Raw genomic sequence first — 12,898 nt, 5'->3', positions numbered from 1 at the left:
ATGGATATCGCCGAGATCTCGACCCATATCCTGCGCGTGCCGCTGGGCGAGCAGCGGTTCTACTCCTCCCAGGCCGCTTTCGGTGAGCGCAAGAGCCTGCTGGTGCGGGTGGTGACCACCGATGGCCTGGTGGGGTGGGGTGAGGGCGGACAGTACGGCCCGGCCGAACCGGTGGCCGCCGCCATCGAGCACGTGCTCGGTCCGCTGCTGATCGGGCGCCGGGCCGACCAGCCGGTGCGCCTGTGGGAGGAGTTTGTACGCCTTCAGCCGCGACTTCGGTCGCAAGGGCACCTACATCGAGGCGATCAGCGCACTGGACATCGCCCTGTGGGACGTCTGGGGCAAGTCGCTGGACCGACCGGTGCACGCACTGCTGGGAGGGGCGCACCGGGACAGGGTCGGTGCCTACGCCACCGGCGGGTACTACAGCGACCGCTACGCCGACCAGGCCGCCGCGATCGCCGAACTGCGCGAGCAGGCCCAGACCTACGTGGGCAGTGGGTTCAACGCGCTGAAGGTCAAGATCGGTCTGTTGCCGGTGGCCCTGGATGCCCAGCGGGTGGCGGTGGTGCGCGAGAGCATCGGCACCGAGATCGCTCTGCTCGTGGATGCCAACCACGCCTACAACGCCGCCACCGCCATCCGGATGGGCCGGGCACTGGAGGACCAGGGGGTGTTGTGGTTCGAGGAGCCCGTGGTCCCCGAGGACCGGGACGGCTACCGCCGGGTGCGCGATGCCGTGGACGTCCCGATCGCCGGCGGGGAGGCGGAGTTCACCCGGTACGGCTTCCGCAGCCTGCTCACGCACGGGTGCGTGGACATCATCCAACCCGATATCTGCGCCATGGGCGGGTTCAGCGAGTTCACCAAGGTGCTCGCGCTGGCGAGCAGTTTCGGGGTGCTCACCGTGCCGCACGTGTGGGGTTCGGGAGTGGCGCTGGCCGCTGCCACCCATGCCCTCGCCGTCATCCCTGCGACGCCGCACACCTACGCCCCGGTTCCGCTGGAGAACGCCCCGGTGATCGAGTACGACCGCAGCCCCAACGCCCTTCGCGATGACCTGCTCACCGAGGGGTTCCCCCTCACCGACGGCTCGGTCGCGGTGCCGCAAGGTCCGGGGCTGGGTGTGCAGATCGACGAGGATGTGCTCCGCCACTACACCACGGCCTCGGCCACGGTGAGTCGCTGAGCCAGTCCGCCGCCTGAAGAACGGAGCAGCACGTGCCACACCAATTCGACGGCCTGACCGCGATCGTGACCGGCTCGACCACCGGGATCGGCTACGCAATTGCGCGAGCCTTGCTGGACCGGGGCGCCCGGGTACTGTGCAACTCCAGGTCCAGCGACTGGGAGGGCCCGGATCTCACCACGCAGTACGACGACGCCGCTTACCTGCGCGCCGACGTCACCGTGCCCGGCGAGGCTGCCGACCTGGCCCGGGCCGCGGTCGAGCGCTGGGGCCGGGTGGACATCCTGGTGAACAACGCCGGGGTGACAAGGCAGATCGCCCACGACGACCTCGCCTCGGCCACCGATGAAGTCTGGACGGCGATGCTGCAGGGCAACGTGCTCGGCGCGTGGCACATGGTCCAGGAGTGCGCGCCACTGATGCAGCAGCAGGGGTGGCGGCAGCATCATCAACATCACCTCGATCGCCGGGGTGGAACCCAGGGGTAGTTCCATTCCCTATGCGGCGATGAAGGCCTCCCTGAACCACACCACGAAGTTGCTCGCCAAGGCACTGGCGCCGACCGTGCGCGTCAACGCGGTGGCACCGGGTTTCATCGACACCCGGTGGACCGCGCGGTGGCCACAGGCCCGTGAGGGCGCGGCCGCCCGGTCACTGCTGGGCAGGACCGGTACGCCGCAGGACGTGGCGCAGGCCTGCCTGGCGCTGCTGGGGCAGGACTACGTCACCGGCACCGTGGTGCCCGTCGACGGCGGCGCTCACCTGGCGTAGCATCCGGGCCGTACCGGCGTCGTGCCGCCCAGGGGCACGGCCGGGGCACGGAGGTGAGACATGTCTGACGATGACAACACCGGACCGCGGCTCCTGTCTGGTGGAAACCCGCAGATCCCCAAGGGCGAGGGCGACGGACCGGTGCAGGACTACATCCGCGCCATGCCCGGCTGGAAGCACCAGATCGGCCGCCGCCTCGATGACCTGATCGGCGAGGCCGTGCCGCAGGTACGGAAGGCGGTGAAATGGAACCAGCCGTTCTACGGCAGCGGGGATGAGGGCTACTTCCTCTCCTTCCTTCCGGTGCTACACCAGGTACGTGCAGGTGCAGTTCCTCAAGGGCACCTCACTGGATCCGGTGCCGCCGAAGGCCTCGAAGCACCCGGAGGTCCGCTACCTCGACATCGGCCAGGACGAGGACGTGGACGAGGCGCAACTGCGCTCGTGGATCGAGCAGGCCAGCGCCTTACCCGGCGAGAAGATGTAAGGCCCGGGCGCCCGGAGCTCAGTGGGCCATCCACCCACCGTCGACGACGAGCACCTCACCGTGCACGTATGAGGCCCCTGGGGAGGCCAGGAACACCACCGCGTGGCCGATATCGGCCGGGGTGCCCCAACGCCCGGCGGGGATGCGCCCGGACAACTCGGCGTAACGGGCTTCGTCGTCGCGCAACTCCGCGTTGATGTCGGTGGCGATGTAACCCGGTGCGAGCGCGTTGACGTTCACGCCTTGCCCGGCCCACTCGTTGCACAGCGACTTGGTCAGTTGCGCCACCGCGCCCTTGCTGGCGGCGTAGGCGGGGATGTTCAGCCCGCCCTGGAAGGAGGTCAGCGAGGCGATGTTGATGATCTTGCCCTCACCGCGCTGCAGCATCGGGCGCCCGAAGTCCTGGCACAACTGGAACACCGCGCGCAGGTTGATGTCGATCACCCGCTCCCAGTCCTGCATCGGGAAGTCGACCGCGGAGTGGCGGGCCTGGACCCCGGCGTTGTTGACCAGGATGTCCACCTGGTGCTCGTCCAGCACGGCCTGCACCACCTGCTCGGTGGCGCTCCGGTCGCCCAGGTCCACCCGGTGCTCGGTCAGGTTCCGCCGGAGCGAGGCGGCGTAGTCGCGATCCTCGGCGGGCACGTCCTGGCGGGCGAGGACGACGACGTCGGCGCCGGCGGCCAGGAGCGCCCGGGTGGCGCCCTGACCGATCCCGCGCCGACCTCCGGTCACGACCGCGGTGCGTCCGGACAGGCTGAAGGGATTGGTGCTCATGAGGACATTCTTGCGCAGTGGGCGGGTGTGACCCTGTGCCGCCACTCACTTCTCGTCGTCGGCGAGAGCGGTCGGGTTGAGCACCAGAACCTCGTGGTCGATCACCCGCGGGACGTCGATGTGGATGCGGGTGCCGTCCTGATGAACAGGGAGGTCGGCCCCGCCCACCAGCGTTCGGGCGGTGTATCCGGTTGGCTGCCGGCCACCATCTCCTGCCACGGCATGGTCGATCACGACTGTGATCGGTCCGATCGGGATGTCCTCATGCATCGGCATCCGCCAGGCGCCCGCGCCGCTGAGGTTGACCAGGTGCACGATGTAGCGATCATGCTGGCGGTACAGGTGCAGATCCACGGTTCCGACACCGGTGTAGGTCGCCGCGAGCCGTCCCCGCCCGGCCCACCGGATCGCATTGCCCAGCAGCCGGGCGTGATCGGGTTGCAGGCCGCGCCCGAACAACCGGTCCACGTCCGCAGGGAAATAGACCACGCGCCCCTGCGCTACCTGATGGGTGACCACAGCGGGAAGGTCGGTCGCGGCATCGCGCTGCCACGACGTCTCCGGTGGATACGCCGGGAACGGGGCCACGAAGGCGGCCAGCACCCGTGCGCCACGGGGCTCGACGCACTCAAGCCGCCCGCCGAAGGGAACCTGGTCGGTCTGCTCGAACCCGCTGAGCAGTGGATGTCCACCGTCCTTGTCATCACCCCGGACAAGTTGCAGGTAGGTGTGGGCCGGAGAGACCTCCCAGGAGACGTCCGGCAGCGAGACCGCACCGTGATGCCGGTGCTGCGCGCGGACACCGAACAGGTCCGCCAGGGCGAAGTCACGACGGACCGCCCCGTGCTCGTCGTACAGGCTGGTCTCACCCGTTGCGACCAAGGCGCCACCACCGCGCACGAAGTGCCGGATCCGTTCGGCGTCCTCGTCCGACAGCGCCCCGACGTTGGGCAGGATCAGCACGTCCAGGTCGGTCAGGACGTGATCGAGGCGACTTTCGTGCACCGCCCGGTAGTCGATCCGTTCCCGTAACAGCCCGTGCAGGACGCCGTCGTAGGGTGCCTGGCTTCGCACCCGGCCCTCGCCGCGACCGTAGAAGTCGTAACTGCGCTGGGACCACAGGATGCCGACGTTGGCCGCGGCCTCGCGGTCCACCAGGTGCTGCTGGGCCCGCTGGTGCCAGGACCACAGCAGCGGCGCGATCTCGTACTGGCGTCGGTCCTCGTGCGTGGCGCCGATGTGGTGCCACCAGGGCAGGATGCCCCCGGCCATGCCGGCCACCGCCCACATCCGCGCCTCCGGTTCCGGTGCGCTGGCCCGCCGGAACGAGGGGGTGTAGTGGTTGTACATCGCCATGCTCTCCGCGGTGCGTCCCCGCCACCCGAGCAGTTCGTGGACCAGTTTGCCGGTATGGGCATTGGCCTGGAAGCCGGTGGCTTCCTGACGCCGTTGATGGTCGATGAACACCAGCGGCGTCCGCTGCGCGATCCTGCCCAGGTCCCGGAAGCACTCGGCCTGGTCGGCCATCTGGGCGCTGTTCATCCCGATCCACCGGCAGTGCGGTCCACCGGCGGCGGTGGTGACGGCGTTGAAGTGGTCCCAGATCAGGATCCGGCGATCGTAGTTCCACTCGATCCACGCCCGGTACGCCGGATCATCCCAGTCCTGCGCGGCCGGCAGCGGGCGGCCGGCGTGCTGCTCGAAGCCCTCCCGGCAGTGCCGGCAGTAGCAGATACTGCTGCGGGTCAGGCCGCTCCAGCTGTTGTCCGCGAACCCATCGGGCGCGTACCCCTTCACCACCTCGGTCAGGATCTGCGGGATGTAGTCCGTGTAGTACGGGCTGTGGATGCAGGAGATGTACCGGTCACCGGCGCGGTAGGGCTCACCGCCGGCGTCGACACAGAACCAGTCCGGCTCCTGGGCGTAGAACTCCTCCCCGGCCCGGTTGCAGTCCATCCGGGCCACGACGGACAAGCCCTTCGCCCGCGCCCGTTCCGCGATCTCGCCGAACAGGTCCCGCCCGCCCAGGAACGGCGTGCGGTAGTGCCAGGGAACCTCGGTGGGGTAGTACGCCACGATGCCACCGGCGTTGATGATCAGGCCCTGGACCGCGGTCCGCTCCCACTGCCGCTCCCAGAAGGCGTGGTCGTAGCGCTGCGGGTCGATCTCGGTCAGGTTCGTCTGGCCCCACCGCAGCGTCCGTTCGTACCACGGCACCTGGTCGGCTCGCGTCGGGTTCACTTCAGGCCGGTGGTGGCGATGCCGCGGATCAGGTATTTCTGCGCGAAGGCGAAGAAGCACAGGATCGGGACCAGTGAGAGCAAGGACATCGCCATCAGGGTCCCGGTTCCCTGGGCGGATTCGGAGTCCACCAGCGCGTTCAGTGCGACCGGCACGGTGTAGACCGGGGCACTGGTCAGGTAGATCAGTTGACCAAAGAAGTCATTCCAGGTCCAGATGAAGGTGAAGATCGCGGTGGTGATCAGCGCCGGACGCATCAACGGGAACACGACGTACCAGAAGGTTCGGAACGGCCCGGCTCCGTCGATGGCGGCGGCTTGGTCCAACTCCCGCGGGATCCCGCGGATGAACTGCACCATCAAGAAGATGAAGAAGGCGTCGGTGGCCAGGAATTTGGGCAGGATCAGCGGCACGAAGGTGTTCACCAGGCCCAGGTTGGAGAACACGATGTACTGCGGGATCATCGTGGCGTGCATCGGGAGCATCACCGAGACCAGCACGATCGCGAAGTAGATCTTCCGGGCCCGGAAGTCCAGCCGGGCCAGTGCGTAGGCCGTCAGCGAGCAGGCGAACAGGTTGCCGATGATGCAGCTCACCGCGATCACGAGTGAGTTGCCGAAGAACACCAGGAACGGATAACCGGCCACGTGCCAGCCCTGGCGGAAGTTCTCCAGGGTCACCTCGGTGGGGATGATGCTGGGGTCGGTGAGGACGAGGTGCGAGGGCTTGAAGGCGCTCACGCCCATCCAGACCAGCGGGTACAGCATGATGATCCCGAACAGGATCAGCCCCGATGTGGCGCAGCAGGGCGTTCCGGCGCCGCGCCTTCAGCGCCGGAGAAACCTCCCGTGCGGCCGACGGCGGGCCGGAGTTATGCACCGATGGGGTGGCCAGGGTTGTCTGCGTGGTCATATCAGTCTCCGTAGAACACCCAGTACTTGGACAGGGTGAAGTGCACCGCCGTGATCAGACCGATCACCACCAGGAGCACCCATGCCAGCGCCGAGGCGAACCCCATATCGAAGTTCACGAAGGCCTGTTGGTAGATGTACAGGGTGTAGAAGAGCGTGGAGTCCATCGGCCCACCGGTCCCACCACTGACCACGTGCGCCTGGGTGAACGCCTGGAACGAGCCGATCGTCTGCAGGATGAGGTTGAAGAAGATGATCGGGGTGAGTAGTGGGATGGTGATGCTGCGAAACTGCCGGACCACCGAGGCCCCGTCGACGCGCGCCGCTTCGTAGAGTTCCTCCGGGATCTGGCGCAGCCCGGCCAGGAAGATCACCATGGGGGAACCGAACGTCCACACGTTGAGCACGATGAGGGTGGACAGCGACGTGGAGGGGTTCTGCAACCAGTTCGTCCCCTCGATTCCGATGAGTCCGAGCACCTGGTTCACCAGGCCGTTGTGACCGAAGATCTGGCGCCAGAGCACGGCCACCGCCACGCTTCCGCCGAGGAGCGAGGGCAGGTAGTAGGCGCTCCGGTAGATCGTGAGGCCCTTGAGACCCTTGTCGAGCACCAGGGCGATCGCGAGGGCGAAAGCGAGTTGCAGCGGTACCGAGATCAGCACGTACATGACGGTGACGCGCGAAGCGTTCCAGAACCGCACGTCGTCGAGGAGCCGCTGATAGTTCTCCGCCCCGACGAAGGTCGGCGAGCTCAGGATGTTGTAGTCGGTGAAGGACAGGTAGAGCGAGGCCAGCATCGGGATGGAGGTGATCACCACCAGCCCGACGAGCCAGGGAAGCATGAAGAGGTGTGCAGCGCCTTCCTGGCGCCGCACACTTCTCCTGCCCTTGCGCTCCCCGGCCTCGTCGGGTGGAGGGCGAAGAGTCTCGGTCCGTGCCGATGTGCTCTGGGCCATGGTGTGGGTCAGTCCGCCGCGCGGTCGATACTGCGGGTGACCTCTTCGATCATGGAGGCGGCGGCTTCGGAAACGCTGGTGTCACCCAGCGTGACCTCTTCCAGGACCCGCTCCATCACGTCCCGCCAGGTACCACTGCCCGGAGGTGCCTCGTAGCGGGGCCGCCGGTTCGGCACCTCACGGTCGTGGTTGACGACCCGGATCATCTCCAGTTCCACGTCGTTGGCGAACTCCTCGTACTCCTGGGCCACACGGGGGTTGGGTGGCACACCCATGGACAGCCCGACGCTCTGCTGCATCGCCACGTTCGAGCTGCAGTAGGTCAGCACGTGCCCGGCCAACTCGGCCTGGTCGTCCTCCAGGCCGGAGTAGATCGCCATCCGCGGGAAGTACAGGTACTGGTGTCCCTCGACGGCGTCGGAGGCGATCGGCAGGTTCCGCAGGCGGAACTCGTAATCGGGGTACATGGGCGCCTCGTCGACGATGTGATTGGAGTTCCCGAACCACAACAGGCAGTCATCGCCCACGTCGGTCCAGCTCACCTGGACGCCGTCCTGTTCGCTGATCGAGGCGGTGGCGCCGGCATCGAGGAGGTTCTTCCACCACTCGATCCAACTGGCCAAGCCGTCCTCGCTGAAGCCCGGTCGGCCGTCCTCGGTCCACAGATCCTCGCCGCGTTGGCGCAGCCAGCCCTCGAAGGGCAGGTCGAAGTGGGCACCGAAGGGCAGGGCGCGCCGCCCGTGCGGGTTGTTCTCGGTGTAATCCACCGCGAACTCCGCGATCCAGTCCCAGGACCAGTCCTCGGGCAGTTCCACCCCATCCTCCTCGGCGAAGGTGTGGTTGTACCGCACAACCGGGATCGAGGAACCGTGCGGCATGGTGTTGTACTCACCATCCAGCTTGAAGTCCTCGATGTCCTGGTCGCTGAAGTCGGACAGGTCCAGGGAGTCCAGGTCATCCAGTCGCCGGTAGAGCCCGTTGGCGTGGTACGTCAGGACTTGCGGCGAGGGGACCCAGAAGATGTCCGCCACGTCGCCGGCTGCCATCTGCGTCGTCATCCGCTCCTGGAACGCACCGTAGTCGGCGAACTCGATATTGAGGTCGATGTCCGGGTAGTCCTCCTGCAGTGAGGCGAGGCCCTCCGCGTACCGCTCGCGGCGCTGGTCGTTTCCCCAGAACGCATATCGGATGCTTCCGGAGGCGTTGCCACCCCCGCCGGCAACCCCACCGCAAGCGGCGAGCACACCGGCGCCGGTCACGGCTCCGGCCAGTACCAGAAGACTGCGTCTGCTGATTTCCTGCATGTCCTGCTCCCTTCGTTGGAAGTACTCGGCCGCGTACGGACCGGTGGCCCTACTCTGCGAGATCCCAGATTGTCTGTCAAGTATTCATGCCGAACTTGTTACCAAACGGTGTCGATCACCTCGAACCGACCGAACTCCGGTAGTGAGATGACCAGATCGCGGCCCTCGATCGCCCACTCGGGTTCGGCGCCCGCCACGCGGGCGCGCACCACCGGGTTGGAACTACGGGCCGGCATCCTGAGGGTGGCGGCCCGGATCGGCACCGGTTCGAGGAAGCGCTGCGGGCCGTCTCCGGTGCGGTTCAGCAGGTGCACCACGGTGCGCCCGGGAGCCTGACCGTGCACGATCTGCGCCTGTACCGGGAGGTCTGTCTCGATCTGACGCGCGTGGCCGCTCAGGCTCAGCACCTTCTCCACCCAGGCATCGCGGACCCGGGCCAGTCCGATCTCGCGGTACACCAGGCCCGGTCGCCACGGGATCATCGCCAACCGACCGGCGCCGACCCGAGCGCTGACCCATCCCGGATGCCCGGTCCGGCGGTGCCCGTAGCACTGCTCGGGAGGCCCGTAGCGGGCCCGGCCCAGCGCCAACCAGTCACGTTCGGCCTCGGGGTCCGGCTCGAGGACGGCGAACCCGCCCACCACCGGGGCCAGGTCGCCGCCATCGGTGTCGCGCATGCTCAGGTGCAGGGATCGGGTCGCCTCGCCCGCGGCGTACCGGGCCAGTTGCCGGGCCGGTCCCCCACCGCCCAGCTGTGACCGACCCTCGACCCAGGCCGAGTCCCCGGTCGCCACCACGGCGGCCCCCACCGCCAGGGCCGCATCGAGCGAGGCGGCCGCGGCGGGATCCAGGACGCCCAGGTCTGGCAGCACGATCAGGTCGTAACGTTGCGGATCCACCTCGGGCAGCGAGTCGAGCGCGACGACGTCGAAGGGCACGTGGCGCTCCGACAGCGCCAGATAGCAGCCCTGGAACTCCGATCTGCGGTCCGTGCTCTGCTCACCGGTTCCCCGCACCAGCGCCACCCTGGCCGCAGAGTGCAGCCCGTCGTAGAGGTCGGTGTTATCCCGGTGGAAGCGAACGATCTGACCGCCCACCTCCAGCGCCACGTACGGGCTGTGCGCGGTTGTACCCATTACGTACGTGGAGGGCTGAGCGCCGTGGGCCATGGCTTGGAGCAGGTACTGGGCGAAATGCTCAGGGTCCTCACCCGCCCAGCGGTAGGGCATGTCAACGAAACCGACGGAATTGACCAGTACCGGGCGCATCGGATCGCCCGAGCGTGCGGCACTGACCGCCTCGGCGGTGGCGTGGTGCCACAGCGGCCGGCCGACGGCGTTGTTCGCCTCGTGGAACGTGACGTCGGCGCCGGCCCCCTGGATGAGTGCCGCATCGGGGTTGAGCCTGTGCACATGTGCCCGCATCCTGGCGGTCAGATCCTTCAGGACCTCGGTGGTGTGCTCCCGCCACCTCGGATAGGACGGAGACGTGTGCTCGGTGGGCAGTGGCACGCCGGGAGCGAAAGCCCGGAACCCTGCGTGACAGGCCTCGCACTGACACACTCCCCAGTAGCGGCGGGAGTAGTCGTACTCGTTGAACGAGAGCCAGTTGAAGAAGAAGCCGCTCAGATCGTAGGCGCCCAGAACCTCGGCGACGACGTCGAACATCACCTGTTGGTAGTACGGTCCGCTGGGACACACGCTGGAGTAGCCGTTGTAGACCTGGTGGGTGCCGTGGGTATCGACGAAGCACCACTCCGGATGCGCTTCGGCACGGCGGGCGTCCACCTTGGAGAAGTCCATCCGGCCCAGAACCCGCAGGCCACGGGCCTTGGCTGCCGTCACGGCGTCACCGATGAGGTCTCCGGACTCGCGTTGCGCCAGCGCCGGATTAACCGTCTGGGAGCTCAGCGTGCTCGGATAGTTGGCGATGATCCCGGCCGTGCTCAGCAGCCAGACGTTGGCCCCGTACGCCTCGATGACGTCGAGTTCGCGGTCCACGTCCAGGCCGGCGTCAATCTCCCTCAGGTTGGTCTGGAAGGTTCGGAAGGGCCGGGTCCACCAACGTGCCTCGGAGTTCATCGCTTCCTCCGCTCCGCTGCCGGCAGTGAACCTTCCAGGCCGTCGGGGACGCCGTAGTCGGAAGCACTCCCCTCCCCCGTCTCCCAGACCAGGTGCACCACCTCCAGGACGCCGATCTGACCGACCGGGACGCGCAGTAGCCCGTCGCGCACCGCGATGGAGACGTCGGCCTGGGCAAGGAGCAACCTCACCCGGGCCCGCCGTGCACCGTCCGGGGCGCGAGCCACCACCTCCTGATCGCGGACGGGCATGGTGCAGCGCCGCTGCCCGCGCATCGCCATCGGGTCGTTGAGGTTCACCAGGGTCACGGCCATCTCACCCTCCGCCCGGCGCACCGCCACATCCAGCAACCCCGGGCCCCGGACGTCCACGAGGGGCGCCTGCTCCCCCAGGGCCCAGCGCACCGAGTTGGCGATCAACTCCCCGTGATCGGACTGCAGGGCGGTCCAGAAGATCTGCCCCACGTTGAAGGCCAGATAGACCGTGCGGCCGCCGGAAGGGTGGTCGCGGGCCACTACCGCAGGCGTCGGTTCGCCGGGGCGGGGATAGACCTCCTCCATCGGGAGATCGGGGTAGTCCGGCACGAACTCCAGTACCGTCGCGCCCTCAGCCGCCTCCACACCCAGGACGTGCGTCCCCCCGACGATGCGTTGCGCGCCGGCGAAGCCGCCGGTGATCGGGTGCTCGCCGGTGAGCGCGACGTAGTTGTTCTTGACCGGCCCCCGCGGCCCCGAGGTGAGCCGCACGCCCAGGAGCGGCCCGAGCGCGAGCTCTGGATCGCCGTCGTCGGCTCGCCGCAGACTGGTGTCGTGGGCTGCGACCACACTGCCGCCGGCGGTCACGAAGGCCTCGATGACGCCGGTCTGTTCGGCGGTCAGATCCGGGCAGGCGGGGAGCACCAACACCCGCACGTGCCGCAACCGGTGCATGCTGAGCATCTCGGCAGCGATGTACTCGAACGGGATCCGCGCCTCGATCATCGCCTGGTAGAAGCCGTTCTCGTGTTCGGCCGCGTGGCGGCGCCGCTCGCTCGTGCCCTGTGCGCGCACGTCCAGCAACGCAACCTCGGCGGTCAACGGCAGCTCGAGCGCTCGCTCGCAGCGGGCGTGCAGCTCGAAGGCCTGCACCACCGGCGCCACCCAGCGGTCATCGAAGTTCTCCGCCTTGAACTTGGTGAACCAGGGACGCGCTCCTTGGGCGAACCCGTCCACGATCCAACTGACGAGTTCGTGCGGGTTGGTGACCGAGTCCTTCCATCGCCACTCCCCGTGCTCGGGGCCCACGGATGAGATCAGCGCCACGGGACGGTCCGGGTACATTCCCCGGCTGCGCTTGCCGATCTGCCCGGAGGTCCAGGCCGGTTCAAGCCCTGAACGCCCCTGTTTGTCGATGAAGAACATCGGATAGCGGTCATCGACCAGTTCGTGCACCAGGTCGCGCGTGAGATTGGCTCCGCGGTTGGGAATGAAGCGCACGTGCGGCTTCACCGCCCGCACCGCGTCGTCCCAGAGCACCACGAGCTCGCTGAGTTTGTGGCCGCGCCAGTTGCGGTAGGCCGCCCACGCCGGATCTCCGGGGCGGTCCGGATGCGGCAGGTGGTACCCGGTGTCGTCGCGAAAGGCCCGGGCGGTGGCCTCGGCGTAGGAGATGGTGTCGTGACCCTCCCAGCGGTTGGCGAAGACGGCGTCGACGTCGTAGTTGCGCACGATCTCCACCGCGACGTCGGTGATGAAGTCCCGGTGGTAGGAACTGAACGGGTCGGTCCACCACACCCCGGGCTGGGAGACGTGCGGGATCGGTTCGCCGTCCGCGTCCCGGGCGAGCCACTCCGGGTGGGCGGTGGCTGCGTCGGCGTGGATGGCGTGCGGATCAACCCGAGCCATCACGTGCATGTTCATGGATCGGGCGGCCCGGACCAGCGTGCCGAAGGGATCGGAGTCGCCCAGGTGGGCGCTGCGGTGGTGCAGCGGAATCTGGGTGGGATAGAAGGCCATATACCCACCGGCGCTGAGGCAGAGCGCGTTCGACTTCGATCGGCGCATCACGTCGATCCAGAAGTCTGGGTCGTAGCGCGAGGGGTCGTCGTCGGTGAAGGTCAGTTGCGTCCACCGGGTCGCGCCGGTGAACCAGTCCGGTGTCCGCAACGGCCGCCGAGCGTCCGATCGGCCCTCCATGAGCGTC

Annotated in this window: 11 protein-coding genes and 1 pseudogene; 5 read left to right on the top strand and 7 right to left on the bottom strand. The window is 67.9% G+C overall.

The window, feature by feature from the left end; genetic code table 11:
• The 5 genes and pseudogenes from ACRRRO_RS15315 to ACRRRO_RS15295 form a co-directional block, all read left to right on the top strand.
• Window positions 1–201 (top strand): annotated as a pseudogene (locus ACRRRO_RS15315) (hypothetical protein); the annotation flags it as partial.
• 52 nt (window positions 202–253) lie between these two features.
• Window positions 254–1,189, top strand: coding sequence for a mandelate racemase/muconate lactonizing enzyme family protein (locus ACRRRO_RS15310; RefSeq protein WP_434080531.1), 936 nt, complete (start codon window positions 254–256; stop codon window positions 1,187–1,189).
• 32 nt (window positions 1,190–1,221) lie between these two features.
• Window positions 1,222–1,677, top strand: a complete 456-nt coding sequence (locus ACRRRO_RS15305) for an SDR family NAD(P)-dependent oxidoreductase (protein WP_434080530.1) — start codon at window positions 1,222–1,224, stop codon at window positions 1,675–1,677.
• Window positions 1,661–1,960: an SDR family NAD(P)-dependent oxidoreductase gene (locus ACRRRO_RS15300; RefSeq protein WP_434080529.1), complete on the top strand. Its 300-nt coding sequence runs from the start codon at window positions 1,661–1,663 to the stop codon at window positions 1,958–1,960. The genes ACRRRO_RS15305 and ACRRRO_RS15300 overlap by 17 nt, the downstream gene beginning before the upstream one ends.
• Window positions 1,961–2,234: 274 nt before the next feature.
• A complete protein-coding gene (locus ACRRRO_RS15295; protein WP_434080528.1) occupies window positions 2,235–2,447 on the top strand; it encodes a DUF1801 domain-containing protein in 213 nt (70 codons plus the stop codon).
• Window positions 2,448–2,465: 18 nt separating this feature from the next.
• Here ACRRRO_RS15295 and ACRRRO_RS15290 read toward each other — a convergent pair whose 3' ends face one another.
• The 7 genes from ACRRRO_RS15290 to ACRRRO_RS15260 all read right to left on the bottom strand — a co-directional run bounded on the left by ACRRRO_RS15290 (window position 2,466) and on the right by ACRRRO_RS15260 (window position 12,891).
• Entirely contained in the window at window positions 2,466–3,224 is a 759-nt protein-coding gene (locus tag ACRRRO_RS15290) for an SDR family oxidoreductase (protein WP_424795833.1), read from the bottom strand.
• A 45-nt stretch (window positions 3,225–3,269) separates the two neighbouring features.
• Window positions 3,270–5,465, bottom strand: coding sequence for a beta-galactosidase trimerization domain-containing protein (locus tag ACRRRO_RS15285; RefSeq protein WP_424795832.1), 2,196 nt, complete (start codon window positions 5,463–5,465; stop codon window positions 3,270–3,272).
• Window positions 5,462–6,232, bottom strand: a complete 771-nt coding sequence (locus ACRRRO_RS15280) for a carbohydrate ABC transporter permease (RefSeq protein ID WP_434080527.1) — start codon at window positions 6,230–6,232, stop codon at window positions 5,462–5,464. The genes ACRRRO_RS15285 and ACRRRO_RS15280 overlap by 4 nt, the downstream gene beginning before the upstream one ends.
• Window positions 6,233–6,378: 146 nt before the next feature.
• Window positions 6,379–7,332, bottom strand: coding sequence for a carbohydrate ABC transporter permease (locus ACRRRO_RS15275; RefSeq protein WP_424795830.1), 954 nt, complete (start codon window positions 7,330–7,332; stop codon window positions 6,379–6,381).
• A gap of 8 nt (window positions 7,333–7,340) precedes the next feature.
• The gene (locus ACRRRO_RS15270) at window positions 7,341–8,636 is read right to left on the bottom strand and encodes an ABC transporter substrate-binding protein (RefSeq protein WP_424795829.1); all 1,296 of its coding nucleotides are present in this window, start codon (window positions 8,634–8,636) and stop codon (window positions 7,341–7,343) included.
• A gap of 98 nt (window positions 8,637–8,734) precedes the next feature.
• Complete coding sequence (locus tag ACRRRO_RS15265; protein ID WP_424795828.1) at window positions 8,735–10,717, bottom strand: beta-galactosidase; 1,983 nt, start codon at window positions 10,715–10,717, stop codon at window positions 8,735–8,737.
• A complete protein-coding gene (locus tag ACRRRO_RS15260) occupies window positions 10,714–12,891 on the bottom strand; it encodes a family 10 glycosylhydrolase (RefSeq protein ID WP_424795827.1) in 2,178 nt (725 codons plus the stop codon). Before ACRRRO_RS15260 ends, ACRRRO_RS15265 begins: the two co-directional genes overlap by 4 nt.
• Between the last annotated feature and the right edge of the window lie 7 nt (window positions 12,892–12,898).

Source organism: Sanguibacter sp. Z1732, from assembly GCF_051020515.1.
Taxonomy (GTDB): Bacteria; Actinomycetota; Actinomycetes; order Actinomycetales; family Beutenbergiaceae; genus CALKWS01.
The sequence above is the reverse complement of the archived record's forward strand: the minus strand, read 5'-3'. Positions and strand labels throughout refer to the sequence as shown.

Excerpts from the sequence above, each read along its gene's own strand:
- ACRRRO_RS15295 (WP_434080528.1), top strand. The coding sequence starts at position 2,235 with ATGAGGGCTACTTCCTCTCCTTCCTTCCGGTGCTACACCAGGTACGTG.
- ACRRRO_RS15290 (WP_424795833.1), bottom strand. The coding sequence starts at position 3,224 with ATGAGCACCAATCCCTTCAGCCTGTCCGGACGCACCGCGGTCGTGACC.
- ACRRRO_RS15280 (WP_434080527.1), bottom strand. The coding sequence starts at position 6,232 with ATGCTGTACCCGCTGGTCTGGATGGGCGTGAGCGCCTTCAAGCCCTCG.
- ACRRRO_RS15275 (WP_424795830.1), bottom strand. The coding sequence starts at position 7,332 with ATGGCCCAGAGCACATCGGCACGGACCGAGACTCTTCGCCCTCCACCC.
- ACRRRO_RS15270 (WP_424795829.1), bottom strand. The coding sequence starts at position 8,636 with ATGCAGGAAATCAGCAGACGCAGTCTTCTGGTACTGGCCGGAGCCGTG.
- ACRRRO_RS15265 (WP_424795828.1), bottom strand. The coding sequence starts at position 10,717 with ATGAACTCCGAGGCACGTTGGTGGACCCGGCCCTTCCGAACCTTCCAG.
- ACRRRO_RS15260 (WP_424795827.1), bottom strand. The coding sequence starts at position 12,891 with ATGGAGGGCCGATCGGACGCTCGGCGGCCGTTGCGGACACCGGACTGG.